The following is a 16,315-nucleotide window of genomic DNA, read 5'->3' on the forward strand; positions in this document are numbered from 1 at the left end:
GTTTGAGGCGCTGCTGCACAGCGGGTGGCGAAAGCGCGATGGCCGCGCGTCAGCGCTCTCCTTCAGACAAATCGACGGAAGAGCCGCTGCCGCCACGATCGCCTGAGCGAACCGCGTGGCCGACCGCCGACGCACCGTGCCGAATGGTCTGGGCCCGCTTCATGCGCCGCGCCCAATCTGGCTGCCCATCAGCCGAACTGCTCGCGGCTTGCCCTCCCGTTTGCCCCCCTGCTCCGAACGCGGCCGCTGCGCGACGCAAAGGGCTCATCGCAGCCGAGCTGCCAGCCTCCGCGACACCAGCAAGGCCTCCGCTTCGATAAGCCGCTGATGCTCCGCTTATGATGGCGCCGCCACCGCGCGCGGCGCCTGCAATCGCGCCGCCAGCAAGTCCAACGCCGCCGGCGGCAACACCTGCGCCGGCGGCAACAATACCGCCAGCGGCAAGGCCCGTTCCAATCGCCGCACCGGCGCCGAGCTGCGGTCCGCCGGATACCAGGCCGTTGGCGAGTCCTGGCCCGAAGATGCCCAAGCCCAGCAACGAAAGCGCCGCGAGCACCAGCGTCATCGCGTCCTCGATGGTCGGCTGCGCGCCGCCGAAACCAGAGGTGAACTGGGAGAACAGGGTCGAGCCGATGCCAACGATGACGGCAAGGACCAGGACTTTAATCCCCGAAGATATGACGTTGCCCAAAACCCGCTCCGCCGCAAAGGCGGTCTTGCCAAACAGACCAAATGGAATGAGCACGAAGCCGGCCAGCGTCGTGAGCTTGAACTCGATCAGGGTGACAAAAAGCTGGATCGCCAAAATGAAGAAGGCGAGCAACACTACGACCCAGGCAAACAATAGAACGACGATCTGGACAAAATTCTCGAAGAAGCTGATGTAGCCCATCAGGTTGGAGATCGAATCGAGCAGCGGTCGGCCAGCATCGAGTCCGACTTGCGCGATCTTTCCCGGCCGCAGGAAGTCCGACGCGGAGAGACTTGCGCCTGATGCTTTCAGCCCAAGGCTGGCAAAGCTCTCGAAAACGACGCGCGCAAGGCTGTTCCAGTTTCCGATGAGGTAGGCAAAGACTCCCACGAAAAGCGTCTTCTTGACGAGGCGCGCGATGATGTCTTCGTCCGGCCCCCAACTCCAGAACAACGCAGCAAGCGTGATGTCGATCGCCGCAAGGGTCGTGGCGAGATATCCGACATCGCTACCCAGCAGCCCGAAGCCGTTATCGATATAGCGCGTGAACGTATCCAGGAATTGGTCGATGATGCCCGTACCCGTCATGGCCTGTTCGCCTCAGGTGTCGCCGGCTGCGGTTGCGGATAGCCTTGCGGAATCCGGCTCTGGTCCTTTGGAGCGGGCGCTAACCCTGCGGCGGGATCTTCTTGGTCAGGAACCGCGGCATGGGTTTTCTTGCCGAAGAAGCGACGCCGGTTTTCGGCCCACAGCTGCCTGCAATGCTGATAACCTACCGTTTCCTCAGCAGTGACGCTGCGGCAGCGTGCGAGGTCCGAGCTGGTTGCATCGATCGTCTGCTCCGCGTTGTGCGATCGCGGAGCATCTTCTCCACCGCGAAGCTGGATCGTGCAGGCTGTGACGACCAACACGCCGATTGTCGCAAGCAGCGACAGCGCCTTGAATGCCCTTATGTCGTTCATCAGTGGAACATCTGCACATTGGATGATTGATAGCCCTGCCCCGGTGTCAGGAAGCGCCGAAGCTGTTCTCGTCCCTGATCCTGAGCCGCGGCGCGCTGAGCCGCTTCAAGACTCTGCGCCCTGCCCTGCGCCGTCACGACAGCGGTGAGGTCGGCGAGTTGCTGCGCGCTCAGCGCGAGAATCTGATTGCCGGCCTGCGTCGCCTGCAGAGCGCCGCTTGCACCTTGGCTGGACGTTACGAGCGCGGACGTCTGGATACGGTTGGTGTCGAGGTTGCCTACGATGCCCGCCTGGACGCGAAGCGCGTCCTGTGTTGCCGCGTAAGTATTCTGCCAGCGGGATTGAGCGTTTGTGACCAACATTTGGCTCGACTGGCTGCCAGTGGCCGGTGCGTAGCTCGCCGAGAACGCACGATCGACCTGCTGGACGTCGTAGGCGATGCGCTGAGCCTGAGCCAGCAGTTGTTGGGTCCGCTGGATCGATGATTGCAGTTGCTGCAGCGACGAATACGGCAGGCTTGCCAAATTCTTTGCCTGGTTGACCAGCATCTGCGCCTCGTTCTGCAACGAGGTAATCTGGTTGTTGATCTGCTGGAGCTCCCGCGCAGCCGTGAGGACATTCTGGACGTAGTTGTTGGGATCAAAGACGATCCACTGTGCTCTCGCAGGCCGCGTGACGCCGAGCATCAGCGCGGCCGTGCCAGCGGCCACCAATAGGCCAAGACGCTTCATAGCGATTTCTCCAGATTCACGAGATTGGGGATCAGATCCGTCGCCCAGCCGACGCCACGGTGCTGGAGCCAGGCCGGCACGAAGCGGTCAGGTCCATGTTCGGCGAGGAGTTGCGCGATGGCAGCCTGGTCTGTCTTGGAAGAGGCCGCGGTAAAGGCGAGCGCAACCTCACCAAGTCCGAGTTCGAACATCCGGTTGCCGCGGCGGGACTGGCAATAGTAGTCGCGCTTCGGCGTTGCCCGGCTTAAGAGCTCGATCTGGCGGTCGTTGAGGCCGAAGCGGCGGTAAATGGCCGTGATCTGCGGCTCGATCGACCGTTCGTTCGGCAACAATAAGCGCGTTGGGCAGCTTTCGATGATTGCCGGCGCGATTGCGGAGCCGTCGATATCCGACAGCGACTGGGTGGCGAAGATGACGGACGCGTTCTTCTTCCGAAGCGTCTTCAGCCATTCCCGGAGCTGCCCCGCAAAATCCTCGTCATCGAGGGCAAGCCAACCCTCGTCCACAATGAGAAGTGTCGGCCGGCCGTCGAGACGGTCTCCGATCCGATGAAAGAGGTAAGCCAGAACGGCTGGGGCAGCACTCGTTCCGATCAAGCCTTCAGTCTCAAACGCCTGAACCGAAGCTTCGCCAAGGCGCTCGAATTCGGCATCAAGCAGGCGTCCGGAGGGACCGCCCAGGCAATAGGGCTGCAGGGCCCTTTTCAGGGAATTGGATTGCAGCAGGACTGACAGGCCCGTGAGGGTGCGTTCCTCCCTCGGCGCCGAAGCGAGAGACGTCAGTGCCGACCACAGATGATGCTTGACCTCAGGGGTGATCCCGACCTTTTCCCGTGCCAGAATTGCGCCGATCCATTCCGTGGCCCATCCGCGCTCAGTGGGATCGTCGATCCAGGCCAAGGGTTGCAGAGCGACGGGGTTTTCGTCCCCGTCAGACAATGCACCGCCGAGATCATGCCAGTCGCCCCCCATGGCGAGCGCGGCCGCCCGGATCGAACCACCGAAGTCGAACGCAAAGACCTGGGAGTTTGGATAACGCCTGAACTGTAGCGCCATCAGAGCGAGAAGGACTGACTTGCCGGCGCCGGTCGGTCCCACCACCAGGGTATGACCGACGTCGCCGACGTGGAGGGAGAAGCGGAACGGCGTTGATCCCTCTGTCTTGCCGAACAACAGAGGCGGACCTTGGAAGTGGAGGTCCCTCGCCTCGCCCGCCCACACGGCCGACATCGGAATCATATGGGCGAGGTTGAGAGTCGAAACCGGAGGCTGCCGCACGTTGGCGTAGACGTGCCCGGGCAGACTGCCGAGCCAGGCTTCGACAGCGTTCACCGTCTCGATCATGCAGGTGAAATCGCGGCCCTGAATGACCTTCTCGACCAGCCGCAGCCTTTCGTCGGCAGCACTGGGATCGCGGTCCCAGACGGTAACGGTCGCCGTGACAAAAGCCTGTCCGATCTGGTCCGACCCCAGTTGCTGCAACGCCGCGTCGGCATCCAGTGCCTTGTTGTGAGCGTCGGTATCGAGCAGCGTCGATGCCTCGTTGGTCATGACCTCCTTGAGGATGGCGCCGATGGATTTTCGCTTCGTAAACCACTGGCGGCGGATCTTGGTCAGCAGCTTGGTGGCGTCGGTCTTGTCGAGCATGATCGCCCGGGTCGACCAACGATACGAGAATGCCAGGCGATTCAGGTCGTCCAGGATTCCCGGGGTCGTGGCACCCGGAAAGCCGACAATCGTCAGGACCCGAAGATTGGCTGAGCCCAACATGGGCTCTAGCCCGCCGGTCAACGGCTGGTCGGCCAACAGCGCATCGATATACATCGGAATTTCAGGCACCCGAACGCGGTGACGCTTGGTCGATATCGTCGAGTGCAGGAAGGTCAGTGTGTCCTGATCATCGAGCCAAGTGCATTCCGGCATGAACCCTTGGACGAGCTGCAGCACGCGGTTGGTTTGATCAACAAACCCGCGCAGCACCTCCCGGGCATCCGCTCCAACGGTGCGGTCGCGACCTTCATAGAGCAATCGCTCCGCCCTGGCGGCTCCCTCCTCCGGCGATAGATAGAGGAAGGTTAGGAAATAGCTGGACTCATAGTGAGCGCCGGCCTCTTCGAACTGGGCCCTGCGTTCGGCATCGACCAGCGCGGACGCGACATCCGGAAATGTACTCGGCGGATAGACCCCAGCAAAATGACGCTGCGCCTCAACGAATACGGCCCAACCAGATCCCAGACGGCGCAGGGCGTTATTCAAGCGACCCGCGACGGCGACGAGTTCAGCCGGCACTGCGCTATCGAGGTCGGGCCCGCGGAACTTTGCTGTCCGCTGGAACGAGCCGTCCTTGTTCAGGATGATTCCCTCGTCGACGAGGGCTGCCCAGGGCAGGAAGTCGGCGAGACGCGCGCTGGAATGACGATATTCGGCAAGGTTCATCATGACAAAGGGCTCAGGTGTTGAGATGTGCGGGAATGCGTAGATGCCGGCGCACCACATCGACGAAGGCGGGATCGCGCTTGGCGGCCCAGACGGCGGCCATGTGGCCGATGAACCAGAGGACAAGACCCGCGATCCAGAGCCGCAATCCCAGCCCAAGGGCTGCCCCAAGCGTGCCATTGACGATCGCAACCGACCGCGGCGCGCCGCCCATCAGGATGGGCTCAGTGAGGGCGCGGTGAACGGGCACCACAAAGCCTGCCACCTGATCATCCATCAGATCACCACGCCACCGCCGAAGGAGAAGAACGACAGGAAGAAGCTCGAGGCGGCAAACGCGATCGACAAACCGAACACGATCTGGATCAGCCTGCGGAAACCACCTGACGAGTCCCCGAACGCGAGCGTGAGCCCCGTCACGACGATGATGATGACGGCGATGATCTTGGCGACCGGACCTTCAACCGACTGCAGGATCTGATTGAGTGGCTGCTCCCACGGCATGTTCGAGCCAGCCGCCCACGCCGGCACCGACGCCAAAAGGACCGTGCCGCAGGCTAATGAAACGACACCTCGACGGAAGCGAAATTGCACACGCATGTCAGTCTCCTGCTGATGAAAGGTTGTAGTCGCCGGCGGACCCGAGCCCCGAAACGAGGGCGAGCTCAGCGAGGCGACGATCAGCGCTGCGGCCCGCAAGGACAGCGACGAGGTTGATGGTCTCAGCGATCAGGGCACGCGGAACCGTGACGACGGCTTCCTGGATGAGTTGCTCCAGCCGCCGCAGCGCTCCGAGCGCGGTACCCGCATGAATGGTCCCAATGCCACCAGGATGGCCGGTACCCCAGGCCTTGAGCAGATCGAGCGCCTCGGCACCTCGGACTTCACCAATCGGGATGCGATCAGGACGCAGGCGCAGCGAAGACCGAACGAGGTCCGACAGCGTGGCCACGCCATCTTTGGTCCGGAGCGCTACAAGATTGGGCGCTTTGCACTGAAGTTCGCGCGTATCTTCGATCAACACGACCCGATCGGCAGTCTTTGCCACCTCGGCGAGGAGCGCATTTGTGAATGTCGTCTTGCCGGTCGATGTCCCACCGGCGACGAGGATGTTCTTCCGTGCAGCGACCGCGCTCTTCAGGATGCTGGCCTGCTCCGAGGTCATGATCTCCTTGGCGACGTAGTCGTCGAGCGTAAACACGGCGACGGCGGGCTTGCGGATAGCAAAGGCCGGGGCGGCAACGACCGGAGGCAGGAGACCTTCGAAGCGTTCGCCTGTTCCGGGCAGTTCGGCCGAAACCCGTGGCGCGCCGGCATGCACCTCAGCGCCTACGTGATGCGCAACCAGGCGAACGATACGCTCGCCATCCGCAGCCGACAGGGTTGCGCCGGTATCGATCAAACCACCCGACAGCCGGTCGATCCACAGCCGCCCATCCGGGTTGAGCATCACCTCGATGATCGCTTCATCTTCAAGGTAGCCGGCAATCGCCGGGCCAAGTGCGCTGCGTAGCATTCGCGCACCGCGCGAATTCGCTTCCGATTGAATGGAATGGATTGCCACCGTTCGTCCCCACCGAATGAGGACGTCAAACCGGCGTCCTCATATGAGGATTATTAGAAAAGGCACCGATGGACATGGCGCAACAAGCGGCTTCACTGATCGTAGACTGGCGTAGAAAAAGAAAGGCTGAGAACTGATGTTTGATGCCTACTCAACTGTATTGTACTCGGCGAGCTACCGCTCACCACTCCGCATCGTCATTTGCGGGCAGGAGGATGAGCGACTCCTCATACGAGCTTACCGAAACGACAAGGTCGAAGACATCGGCCGGCGTCAAAACCGGAATCGGCCTCATCCGTGAAGCTAGGTATCCGGCCCAAGGCAGCGCGAACCAGAGCAGCGCCGCGATCTGAAGTGCTACGTTGAGGCCGAACGCGACTTGATAGGCTTGGACGGGCCTATGGCCACCATCCTCAGACCATTGCTGCAGGATCAGGCCGGTCCCGAATTGAGCCAAAAAAGCCCAACCGAAGTGCAGGACATTTAGGGCGCCATTGGCGCGACCAGCTAGCTCAGGGGGAAAGTAATCCGCCATCACCGCGAAGCTGGCCACAGTTGCCGTTCCGACAATGGCGACAACGGACCAGGGCACAATGGACGGCAAGGGTGCTCGCAAGATCAAGGCTAACTCAGCTGTGACAAACAGAACGGCTACCATCACCAATATCCTCTCCGCCCCGATTCCCCTCCGTTTGGTGTAATGGACCGTCGTACCGAACAACCAGGCACCGCAGCTCAAGACGATCGACATCGTAAGAAGCTGTCGGACCAGACTTGCGCGATCAAACCCCTCGACGTCTGCCAGCCATGGCGATGCCCACAAACCTTGCAGAGACCAGGCTGATCCAATGCAAGTCGCCGACAACGGTGCGATTCGCCAGAAGCGCCGGTCCCCGAAAATGGAGCCAAGGGTGGCGTGCGCGATTGATGGGACATTGGGTCGTTCAGGCACCACGACATAGATGAGAATGGCTGTCACACCCGTAGCGGCTGCCAGGATCTCAAAGAGCTGCCGCCAGCCTATCCAAGCGAGCAGGTGCTCGACGGGAGCCGTAGCAGTCACCGCTCCTAGCGAGCCCAGCATGACCATATAGCCATTCAGCAAGGCAACTCGCTCGCTGGGGAACCAAAGGATGATGGACTTCAGTCCTGCCGTGAACGCCGCTGCCACGCCAAGCCCGATCATTGCACGGGCGATCAAAAGCGACCGGAAGCTGGTCGATACAGCGAACAGCCCAGCGCCCACTGCGGCGAGCAAGAGCAAAACACTTTGGACGCGCCGCGGGCCAAAGCGGTCCAACAATACGCCGACGGGGATCTGCGCCGCCGCGAAGACTAGGAAATAAACCGACGTCAGCAATCCGACGTCGGCGGTCCCAAGACCGATATCCGCGCTGAGACGACTGGCGATCAAAGCGTTGATCGTTCGAAAAAGAAACGAAAGATAGTATCCAGCAGCAAAAGGAAGAAAAACGAACGCGATTCGACGCGATGCTGTTAAGATTTGCATGCTGGCCCCTCTTGCTGTCGGCTCGTGTGAGCCGATAGCGCGTCCAGCTTTTTGCAAGTTCGGCTAAATTATTGCCGTCGTGGGCTGGCGTAGAAAAAGAAGGTCAGGCGCGATAACGCATCCAGGATACTCGGTCAGGATTCGTCGGCTGATTCCTGGCGGCGGATATCTTCCGGAATCTCGCGGAGAAAGCTTTGCCCTTTTTGCAAGCGACGCCCGAGCGCCTCGACAAATCCTTCAAATCGTTCTCGGCCTTTTGCCTGCGCGGCCGCCTGCGCGTCATTCGGCAACGGTGGCGTGATCGTCAGCCAGAACCGAATGAAGAGAGCCAAGGTCTCCGCCGTCAAACTAACGTCGCGCTCCAGCCTCTGCATCTGACGCGACAGCCGATCAAGACGACGGCTGAACGCGGCCTCCCGCCTATCCGCGCCGTCCGGTGACAGAAACGAGACAACGGCCGCTTCCACGATCGCCGACCGGGAAAGCTTCTTGCGATCGGCGAGCTCCGATATCTGTTTCAGCAGTTCTGGCGGGAAGTAGACATTCATCCGATCGCGCATATGCCTCAGAGCTCCATACCGTCATTCGGGTCCATGGCGACTTGACGGGCGACACCGCGCATCTGTTGGCGTATGAGCCGGGACTGACGGACCGCATCGTCGTCATCGTCAAGCACAACCGCAAATTCCTCGGCTGGCGTAGGCTCGGTCGTCTCCTTGACCATCGCAACATGATCAGGCAATTCCGGCTCCCGACGAAGGCCGCTGTTCGCCATGTCTTCCTCCGATTCCGCGGTTTTGTCAGTTGGACCTGCCGTGGGCTTCAATGGTCCCAGCGCTGACCATCCGTCCGTTCGCGATGATCGGCCGGCGCTCGCCGGATCGGGCGGCGGCAGAACCCGCTCGGTGAATCGGCGATCCTCGTAGTAGCGGACCTTCTTTGCCCGGATCGGCGGCGTGCCCGCCACCATGACGATCTCGTCCTTCGGCGGAAGCTGCATGACTTCGCCTGGGGTCAGCAGCGGCCTTGCCGTCTCCTGGCGCGAGACCATCAGGTGCCCCAGCCACGGGTTCAACCTGTGACCGGCATAGTTCTTCATCGCCCGCATCTCGGTCGCGGTCCCGAGCGCGTCGGAAACCCGCTTGGCGGTCCGCTCGTCGTTGGTCGCGAAGCTGACGCGGACGTGGCAGTTGTCCAGGATCGCATTGTTGGGCCCATAGGCCTTCTCGATTTGATTGAGCGATTGCGCGATCAAGAAACTCTTGATGCCGTACCCCGCCATGAAGGCAAGCGCGGACTCAAAGAAATCAAGCCGCCCCAGCGCCGGGAACTCGTCGAGCATCATCAGGACGCGATGCCGGCGATCACTGGCGTGCAGGTCTTCGGTCAAGCGTCGGCCGATCTGATTCAGCACAAGCCGGATCAGGGGCTTGGTCCGCGAGATATCGGAGGGCGGGACGACGAGGTAAAGCGTCGTCGGACTGCGATCGGCGATCAGGTCGGCGATGCGCCAGTCGCAGCGGCAGGTCACCTGAGCCACGACGGGATCACGGTAGAGCCCGAGGAACGACATCGCGGTGGACAGGACGCCGGAGCGTTCATTCTCAGATTTGTTGAGGAGCTCGCGCGCGGTCGAGGCGACCACGGGATGGGCGCCCTGCTCGCCAAGATGTGCGGTTGTCATCATCGCCTTCAGCGTCGCCTCGATCGGCCGCTTCGGGTCGGACAGAAAGGCGGCGACGCCAGCCAAGGTCTTGTCCGCCTCGGCATAGAGGACGTGGAGGATGGCGCCGACCAGGAGGGAATGACTGGTCTTCTCCCAGTGGTTCCGCTTATCGAGCGAGCCTTCGGGATCGACCAGGACATCGGCCACGTTCTGGACGTCGCGAACCTCCCATTCCCCGCGCCGGACTTCGAGCAGCGGATTGTAAGCTGAGGACTTCTGGTTGGTGGGGTCGAACAACAGGACGCGACCACGCCGCGAGCGAAAGCCGGCAGTCAGTTGCCAATTCTCGCCCTTGATGTCGTGCACGATGGCCGAGCCGGGCCAAGCCAGCAGTGAGGGGACGACAAGGCCGACACCCTTGCCGGACCGGGTGGGTGCAAAACACAGGACGTGCTCCGGCCCGTCATGACGGAGATAGTCACGGTCGAGTTTGCCGAGCACCACACCGTCAGGACCGAGAAGTCCGGCCGCCCGCACCTCTTCCGGACCAGCCCAGCGCGCCGAACCATAGGTCTCGACATTCTTGGCTTCGCGCGCCCGCCACACCGACATGCCGATTGCCACCGCGATCGAAACGAAGGTTCCCGACGCCGCGATGAAGGCTCCCTCGACAAAAATCTGAGGCGCATAGGCGTCGTAGACGAACCACCACCAGAAGAAGACTGGCGGGTAGTAGACCTTGAAGCCCAACAGTTCGAACCAGGGCCGCCCAAGCTCCGGCTGCCAGGCGAGCCGCCAAGCCGTCCACTCGGTTGCTCCCCAGATGGCCAGCAAGACGATCAGGCCGACCACGATCACCTGCCCCCAAAGGATTTTAGTTCCGGACATCCCGAACGCCCTTCCGCAACTGGTTTGGTGAGATTGCTAGAGACCGAGGTCGCGCTTCCGACCAAAGCCCCATTCGATGCCACCGCTGTCTTTCACGACGCCGGTGACGTGTTGGCCGAGCCTCTTTTCGAGCTCGCGCGACCAAGGGACGAGCTGGAAGCCAAGCCCATTATCGATCATGGCGAAGCGTCCCGAGGTGAGCGTCAGCCGCTGGCGATACGTGCCCGCCACATGCTCTCCGGAGGCCGCGTTTACGTAAGACCGGCCGGTGTCGGCCGAGACCTTTGAGGCCACCTCGTCCAGTTCGCGTCGGCGCAACGTGTTCAGGAGGTCGCGCTGAAGGATGATGCGCTGTCCCTGACGCCGCGCAAGACCCTGCTGGATCAGATGCTCGGTACGGGCTTCCATGGCGTCGCGGGTCTCACGACCGAACCCGCCCATGGCGAGCGGCATGGGGTCGCGTTCGACCAGCCGGTGGTCGAGCCAAGTGACGCCTTTTGCAGTGACCTGCGCACTGAGATCGAGATTGGAACGAGTTGCGAGCACCACGGTCGGCCGCGGATCGCCGGCTTGACCGAAGCGTCGGACTTCGACGATTCCGCCGATCGCCGGTGCCTCGTCGAAAGCCTCGAGCCCGCGGAAGCGCACGTGATGTGCGCGCCCGTCCGTTCCGTCGATCAAGGCGTAGGCCTCGCCAGTCAGTTCGTCATGCAATCCTCGGTCGACGAGACGTCCGATGATCCGGGACGTCTCCAGTCCACCCTCGATAACGAAGTCGGCAACGCCGCGCGTTTCCCCACGGTCGGTAAAGGCGCGGTGCATGGTCTTGATGATGTCGCCGCGCATGCCGAGGTCGCGCAAGCTGCGCTCGGCTTCGAGCCCGACCATCCATTCCCCAGGTAACTCGGATGCAGCAAGACCCATCTTCTCCAGGTGTTGAAGACGCCCCACCATCAGGCGCCGGATCTCGGGATCAGAGCCGGGATTCTCCGGGCGAAGGTCGATGTAGCCAGTCTCATCGGCCGCCAGCCGGATCTCCCGATCGAGCCGTGTCCATCGTTCTGCCGTGACTTCCCTCTCCAGCGAATTGCGGATCTCGTGCTCCGGCTTTGGACCGAGTTCAATGGCGACCAATTCCTCGGCGCGTGAGCGCAGACCCTGGCTGATGTAGTCGCGGGAGATCACGAGATCCGCCCCTTCCTCATCTACGCCCCGAACCAGAAGATGGACGTGTGGATTGTCAGTGTTCCAATGATCGACAGCCACCCAATCGAGCCGCGTGCCGAGATCGGTCTCCATCTGCTTGGCGAGATCGCGGGTGAAGGCCCTCAGGTCCGTCATGTCGCCGGCGTCTTCCGGCGAGACGATGAACCGGAAATGGTGCCGGTCGTCCGTGCAGCGTTCGGCGAAAACCGCGCTATCGGCACGGTCGCTGCCTGCATCGAACATCTCGGCACGCTCACCACTCCGGGTCACGCCGTCGCGCTTCAGATATGAAAGATGGGCGGTCAGCGGTGCTGAACGAAAGGCTCGCCCTTTGTGGCGAACCACGCGCGCCTTCACCACAACGCGCCGCGTCGGGCTGAACAACCTGGCACGGCTAAAGGACACCCGGCCGCGCCCAAACGTCGAGCGCCCATAGGCCGGCGGACGTTTACCGGCCATGGTCTGCCCCAGCGTGTGTCCGGCTTTCTTTGCCGCGCGCAGCACCCGGTTGATGAAGCTCTTTTGCTTCGGCGCGCGGGTACTGCGGATGCGCCCAGGCCGAATACGCAGATCGCTGTCGCCCACGCTCACGGCAGGGCCTGCCCACAATCAAAATCGCACACGGTGCCGAAAACGCCTTTGATTGCATTGTTCAAAATGCAAGGCGCGGCACGCGCCCCGACCGACCGGCACGCCGGAACCCAAGCCATGTCAATGGCTTGCGGTTCGAGCGGCGAGCCTCTTTTATCTTGCCGTCCTGCCGTCCTGCCGTCGTGGTCTCCCGGTCGCCGGTTTCCGAAAGAGCCGCCGCGACTTGGCTGCCAACTGGCGAAGCCCCCACTGCTTCCGAGCGCTTGCGATAGCGATCGTTACCCGAAGGGCCGAGACACCCGAAGGGTGGCTCGGTGAGGAGCGAAGCGACGAGTAGAGCGCGGGCCGAAGGCATCGCCCATACGCCATCCGCACGTGCCACTTGCATGGTGGAGCACACGAAGACTTGCGAACCCGCACGTTTGTTCATTGCGATGCTCCCGAATCGATCGAGGCACGAACACGCCAATTGGCCGAGAGAACCGTGTGCCCGTCCTGCCGTCGTGGTCTCCCGGTCGCCGGTTTCCGAAAGAGCCGCCGCGACTTGGCTGCCAACTGGCGAAGCCCCCACTGCTTCCGAGCGCTTGCGATAGCGATCGTTACCCGAAGGGCCGAGACACCCGAAGGGTGGCTCGGTGAGGAGCGAAGCGACGAGTAGAGCGCGGGCCGAGGGCATCGCCCATACGCCATCAGCTTGCGAACCCGCGCACTTGGTCATCGCGATCCTCCCGAATCCGATCGAGGGACGAACATGCCAATAGGCCGAGGGACTATGGGCAATACATCGCCGCCCGAGATTGCGGTCGTGACACCGCTCGGCGGTCATGAGCGCCAGCAACCGATCGCGCGTTTTCATGAGATCGGATCGCGTGACGAATAGCGTTGCAGCTGCTGATGACTGTCCACTGGACGCCCACCTCGGCGGCAGTTCGATGGTAAGCAGATCTCCAAGCTTTGCGACGTATGCTCGCGTCTCGCCTGGAAGAGGGCCGCCCGCGAGATGCTCTTCATAGCGAGATGGTCCCGCGTTGTACGCGGCAAACACGCCAGGCGAGCCATACCAATCGAGCAGTTCGCGCAAGTACGCCGTACCGGCCAGAATGTTGTCGTGCGAATCGTAGGGGTCATTCCCGAGATTGTAGCGCTCGCGAAGTTTCGCCCAGGTCGCCGGCATGATCTGCATCAGGCCCATTGCGCCTTTGGGCGACTTGGCGTGCACGTCTCCAGCGCTTTCGACGTTAATGACCGAACCGATCCAGTTCACCGGAATTGCAAAACGCTTCGAGGCTTCATCGACGAAAGCTCGAAACGGGTTGCTCGCCTGAACAACCGCTTGAGCTAATGCCGATCCACTCTCGGCTAGAGCGACACTGTCCGATGCAGCGAAAATAAGCAGCAGCGACACGACAGCCCAAACACGCACGCCCGACCGAGCCAAGCATGCCGTCGTGCTCGCCCCCGTCCAGGGCAAAGCCGATTCGCGCCGGCCATGCGGCCGCCCTGGACTGCCGCGGCGTGCGTCGGCCCTGCTAGCGTTGGTCGGATCGGAGGAATGGTCCCGCGATCGATCGAACAGAGGAATGGCGGGGTGAGAGCGTGGAACAGGCACGATCACTCCTCCCATGTCCACACGGGCAGCGCACGGCCGATCACTGCCGACGCCGGCAAGAAACCAAAATACCGTCCATCAAGAGAGTCGACGGACTGCCAGTTCATGAGAAAGAGCTCGCCGTCGCCGACGACGCGGCAGCCCTGCCATTTCGGCAGCGGCCGTCCGCGTCCGTCGCGGTCCCGCGCCTCGCCCATCGCCACCTCATCGACCGAAATCGTGAGGCCGGTTCTGCAAACGGTCTGCCCGGGAAGGGCGAGCACGCGCTTCAGCATGGGGACGCCAATGGGCAAATAGCCGTTAAGGTCGAGGAAGGTCGCAAGCGGCTCCGGCGGCTGCACCGCGACCAATTCAGCGACTCGGAATTGGTCCGCCGGCCGGAGGCGGTAGAGACCGATCGGCACGCTCGCGGATGCGTTCCAGATGTAAAGCGGAAGCGGCTCCAGCACGATCGTCGCGATGAGGGCAGCAGCGACCCCAATCGTCACGGCCAACATTATTGGGCGGTCCGTCATCGCATCACCTTTTGGCGATGAAGCCAGGCCTGATGGCGCGCTTTCGTATACGGGCGCGGGTTTTCATTGACGGACAGACGGTTATGAACGTGATGCCAATGATCAGGCGCGACATCAGCGGGATCGATGCCGAATGCCTCAACGGCATCGGTCATCTGCAGCACGCGCTCGACCTTCGGCCAACCGGACAGACGCAGCAAAATTTCTCCGCCGGGTGTCACATAAGGAACGGTCGAGCAGCGCTGTCCCGGAGGGACCGCGCGCAAGATGTCGATCCGCGAAATGATTGCCCCAAAGTCGTTGGAGGTCCACCGGATGAAAGCAAAGATGCTGCCGGGCGCAAATGACAGGACGCGCCGGTGGCGATCAAGCTTCCGTTCCTTGACGATGCGACCGAACCGAATCCGGTTTTCAATACGCTTCTCGAGCCACAGCACTTCCACTTCCGTGAGATCGCTCATGCCGCCGCTCCGTGACGCTGGAGTTGGCAACCGTGAGCTTGGGGCTCGGTGGAGAGTGTGTATGGCCTACAAAGGCAGGCTGGCCTGTCGGACGGCCGTTGCCGAGCGCCACCAACTCCGCTTTCGGCCTGGTCCGTTAGAAAAAATCCGAAGGATTTCTGGTTAGTAAAGTTAGAGCGACTGGAAAGCTCGGAGAAACAAGCCCTTAAGGTCGATTCCGGTCCCCGAAAGCACGAGGATCGGGTTCTCGATAGCACGAGGGTTGCGGTCCCCGATAGCACGAGTTGATTCACAGGTTGTCCTCCGAATTTCGAATGAGACCGCGCCGGCGCAGACGTGCCGTTAAGGGATCAAAAGGCGCTGGCGCGAAGCTGAGTCGCTCGGTGCCATCAGAATCGCGCGTGAGCACGAGCTGGTAGCCGGGCAATGTCTGGCGCTGGACGATCTGACGTAGGTCGTACGCAAAATGCTTGAGCGGCGAGAGGATGCCGGACTTGGCATGGAGGTGCACAAGATCAAAACTCCAGCCGCCGTCCTGGCGTCCACCGTGCTTGCGCACGAGCCTGTAGAGCCACCGCTCAAGCCCGCCCGTGAGCTCGAAATAGGCGCGGTCGATCGTCAGGACGAGGGCATCATCGAGGACTCCAGCGTAGAACCAATCCGGCAGGATCAACTCGATCCCAAATGGCCGACCGTTTGCATCTGCCGTCTCCTTCCACTCGTTGATCCAGGAGAAGCGGTGCCGTCGCCGCTCTGCCGGCTGGCGGATCGATGTCAGCACGGTCGTTGACTGAAGTCTGTCAAGACCAGCCTTCAGGCGGTCATAGTCACGTGCGCTGGTGCCGCGGCCGACAAACGTCAAAATCTCGTAAGGTGTTGCAGCCATCAGGCGCGACGTCTTCAAGCCGGCGTCGCGGGCTTCGACGATCTGGGACGCAGCCCAGATCAGAACATCTGCATCCCAAATGGTCGCCATGCCGTGTTCAGGAACGGCTTCGACCCGAATTGCGATCGCACCAGCTCGGAAATCGATCGGCACGATCCGCTTCGTCTTTGCGAGCGAGAAGAACGGATAAGCCATCAGATCCTGCGCGTCACGGGGCGCAAGATCCCCGGGCAGCGCCCGAAAGAGCTCAAGCTGCTCGCGCTCGGAATGGTGTTTGCGCCGCATGGTCACTGCTCTCACGCGGCGATCAACGACGTTCCTGGCCTGCATAGGGACGCAGGGCCGGATGTTTCTTGGCGGGGAGCACGGTCCCCTTGCCGGGATCGGATGTCGACGTCTTGGCGCCGCGGTCGGCCCACGCTTTCAGGTCATCGACGGCGTAGACAACACGTCCGCCGATCTTCCGATACGTCGGTCCAGTACCATACGTGCGGTGCTTCTCGAGCGTGCGACCGGACAGGCCAAGATAGCGCGCGGCCTCCGGTGTACGCAGGAATCGCGGTGGTAGACCGGCCATTGGATCGGGCATTTGAGGACTCC

General features: G+C 62.0%; 16 protein-coding genes. All 16 read right to left on the reverse strand.

The features are described from left to right. Nucleotides 1–49 precede the first annotated feature (49 nt). The 16 genes from trbL to P6U28_RS25660 all read right to left on the reverse strand — a co-directional run bounded on the left by trbL (nt 50) and on the right by P6U28_RS25660 (nt 16,304). Nucleotides 50–1,279 carry a P-type conjugative transfer protein TrbL gene (gene trbL / locus P6U28_RS25585; protein WP_209296024.1) on the reverse strand — a complete coding sequence of 410 codons (1,230 nt, stop codon included), beginning with the start codon at nt 1,277–1,279 and terminating at the stop codon, nt 50–52. After that, the gene (gene trbK-alt, locus P6U28_RS25590; RefSeq protein WP_122401274.1) at nt 1,276–1,653 is read right to left on the reverse strand and encodes a putative entry exclusion protein TrbK-alt; all 378 of its coding nucleotides are present in this window, start codon (nt 1,651–1,653) and stop codon (nt 1,276–1,278) included. The genes trbL and trbK-alt overlap by 4 nt, the downstream gene beginning before the upstream one ends. Continuing rightward, nucleotides 1,653–2,384 carry a P-type conjugative transfer protein TrbJ gene (gene trbJ / locus P6U28_RS25595; RefSeq protein WP_122401273.1) on the reverse strand — a complete coding sequence of 244 codons (732 nt, stop codon included), beginning with the start codon at nt 2,382–2,384 and terminating at the stop codon, nt 1,653–1,655. The genes trbK-alt and trbJ overlap by 1 nt, the downstream gene beginning before the upstream one ends. After that, a complete protein-coding gene (gene trbE / locus P6U28_RS25600) occupies nt 2,381–4,822 on the reverse strand; it encodes a conjugal transfer protein TrbE (protein ID WP_407120192.1) in 2,442 nt (813 codons plus the stop codon). The genes trbJ and trbE overlap by 4 nt, the downstream gene beginning before the upstream one ends. Before the next feature lie 10 nt (nt 4,823–4,832). Continuing rightward, entirely contained in the window at nt 4,833–5,096 is a 264-nt protein-coding gene (locus P6U28_RS25605) for a VirB3 family type IV secretion system protein (protein ID WP_407120193.1), read from the reverse strand. Beyond that, nucleotides 5,096–5,419, reverse strand: coding sequence for a TrbC/VirB2 family protein (locus P6U28_RS25610; RefSeq protein ID WP_122401270.1), 324 nt, complete (start codon nt 5,417–5,419; stop codon nt 5,096–5,098). Before P6U28_RS25610 ends, P6U28_RS25605 begins: the two co-directional genes overlap by 1 nt. Before the next feature lies 1 nt (nt 5,420). Beyond that, nucleotides 5,421–6,335, reverse strand: coding sequence for a P-type conjugative transfer ATPase TrbB (trbB, locus tag P6U28_RS25615; RefSeq protein ID WP_174221554.1), 915 nt, complete (start codon nt 6,333–6,335; stop codon nt 5,421–5,423). A 229-nt stretch (nt 6,336–6,564) separates the two neighbouring features. Further along, entirely contained in the window at nt 6,565–7,893 is a 1,329-nt protein-coding gene (locus P6U28_RS25620) for a nitrate/nitrite transporter (RefSeq protein ID WP_407120194.1), read from the reverse strand. Nucleotides 7,894–8,027: 134 nt separating this feature from the next. Beyond that, nucleotides 8,028–8,453 (reverse strand): CopG family transcriptional regulator, encoded by a 426-nt coding sequence (locus tag P6U28_RS25625; protein WP_122401267.1) that lies wholly within the window; start codon nt 8,451–8,453, stop codon nt 8,028–8,030. A gap of 5 nt (nt 8,454–8,458) precedes the next feature. Then, nucleotides 8,459–10,447, reverse strand: a complete 1,989-nt coding sequence (locus tag P6U28_RS25630) for a conjugal transfer protein TraG (RefSeq protein ID WP_407120195.1) — start codon at nt 10,445–10,447, stop codon at nt 8,459–8,461. A 36-nt stretch (nt 10,448–10,483) separates the two neighbouring features. Continuing rightward, the gene (locus P6U28_RS25635) at nt 10,484–12,244 is read right to left on the reverse strand and encodes a relaxase/mobilization nuclease domain-containing protein (protein WP_407120196.1); all 1,761 of its coding nucleotides are present in this window, start codon (nt 12,242–12,244) and stop codon (nt 10,484–10,486) included. A 61-nt stretch (nt 12,245–12,305) separates the two neighbouring features. Continuing rightward, on the reverse strand, nt 12,306–13,649 hold the full coding sequence (locus P6U28_RS25640) for a lytic transglycosylase domain-containing protein (RefSeq protein WP_407120197.1): 1,344 nt from the start codon (nt 13,647–13,649) through the stop codon (nt 12,306–12,308). Nucleotides 13,650–13,855: 206 nt separating this feature from the next. Further along, nucleotides 13,856–14,368, reverse strand: a complete 513-nt coding sequence (locus tag P6U28_RS25645; RefSeq protein WP_407120198.1) for a S26 family signal peptidase — start codon at nt 14,366–14,368, stop codon at nt 13,856–13,858. Beyond that, nucleotides 14,365–14,829: a DUF2840 domain-containing protein gene (locus P6U28_RS25650; protein WP_407120199.1), complete on the reverse strand. Its 465-nt coding sequence runs from the start codon at nt 14,827–14,829 to the stop codon at nt 14,365–14,367. The genes P6U28_RS25645 and P6U28_RS25650 overlap by 4 nt, the downstream gene beginning before the upstream one ends. Before the next feature lie 289 nt (nt 14,830–15,118). Continuing rightward, nucleotides 15,119–16,000 carry a replication initiator protein A gene (locus tag P6U28_RS25655; RefSeq protein ID WP_407120200.1) on the reverse strand — a complete coding sequence of 294 codons (882 nt, stop codon included), beginning with the start codon at nt 15,998–16,000 and terminating at the stop codon, nt 15,119–15,121. A gap of 22 nt (nt 16,001–16,022) precedes the next feature. Then, complete coding sequence (locus tag P6U28_RS25660; protein WP_008561544.1) at nt 16,023–16,304, reverse strand: AlpA family transcriptional regulator; 282 nt, start codon at nt 16,302–16,304, stop codon at nt 16,023–16,025. Between the last annotated feature and the right edge of the window lie 11 nt (nt 16,305–16,315).

The organism is Bradyrhizobium sp. STM 3561, from assembly GCF_045571455.1.
Classification (GTDB): domain Bacteria; phylum Pseudomonadota; class Alphaproteobacteria; order Rhizobiales; family Xanthobacteraceae; genus Bradyrhizobium; species Bradyrhizobium vignae.

What these genes read in the sequence shown, in the direction of transcription:
- trbL (WP_209296024.1), bottom strand. Translation starts at nt 1,279, where the DNA reads ATGACGGGTACGGGCATCATCGACCAATTCCTGGATACGTTCACGCGC.
- trbK-alt (WP_122401274.1), bottom strand. Translation starts at nt 1,653, where the DNA reads ATGAACGACATAAGGGCATTCAAGGCGCTGTCGCTGCTTGCGACAATC.
- trbJ (WP_122401273.1), bottom strand. Translation starts at nt 2,384, where the DNA reads ATGAAGCGTCTTGGCCTATTGGTGGCCGCTGGCACGGCCGCGCTGATG.
- trbE (WP_407120192.1), bottom strand. Translation starts at nt 4,822, where the DNA reads ATGATGAACCTTGCCGAATATCGTCATTCCAGCGCGCGTCTCGCCGAC.
- P6U28_RS25605 (WP_407120193.1), bottom strand. Translation starts at nt 5,096, where the DNA reads ATGGATGATCAGGTGGCAGGCTTTGTGGTGCCCGTTCACCGCGCCCTC.
- P6U28_RS25610 (WP_122401270.1), bottom strand. Translation starts at nt 5,419, where the DNA reads ATGCGTGTGCAATTTCGCTTCCGTCGAGGTGTCGTTTCATTAGCCTGC.
- trbB (WP_174221554.1), bottom strand. Translation starts at nt 6,335, where the DNA reads ATGCTACGCAGCGCACTTGGCCCGGCGATTGCCGGCTACCTTGAAGAT.
- P6U28_RS25620 (WP_407120194.1), bottom strand. Translation starts at nt 7,893, where the DNA reads ATGCAAATCTTAACAGCATCGCGTCGAATCGCGTTCGTTTTTCTTCCT.
- P6U28_RS25625 (WP_122401267.1), bottom strand. Translation starts at nt 8,453, where the DNA reads ATGCGCGATCGGATGAATGTCTACTTCCCGCCAGAACTGCTGAAACAG.
- P6U28_RS25630 (WP_407120195.1), bottom strand. Translation starts at nt 10,447, where the DNA reads ATGTCCGGAACTAAAATCCTTTGGGGGCAGGTGATCGTGGTCGGCCTG.
- P6U28_RS25645 (WP_407120198.1), bottom strand. Translation starts at nt 14,368, where the DNA reads ATGACGGACCGCCCAATAATGTTGGCCGTGACGATTGGGGTCGCTGCT.
- P6U28_RS25650 (WP_407120199.1), bottom strand. Translation starts at nt 14,829, where the DNA reads ATGAGCGATCTCACGGAAGTGGAAGTGCTGTGGCTCGAGAAGCGTATT.
- P6U28_RS25655 (WP_407120200.1), bottom strand. Translation starts at nt 16,000, where the DNA reads ATGCGGCGCAAACACCATTCCGAGCGCGAGCAGCTTGAGCTCTTTCGG.
- P6U28_RS25660 (WP_008561544.1), bottom strand. Translation starts at nt 16,304, where the DNA reads ATGCCCGATCCAATGGCCGGTCTACCACCGCGATTCCTGCGTACACCG.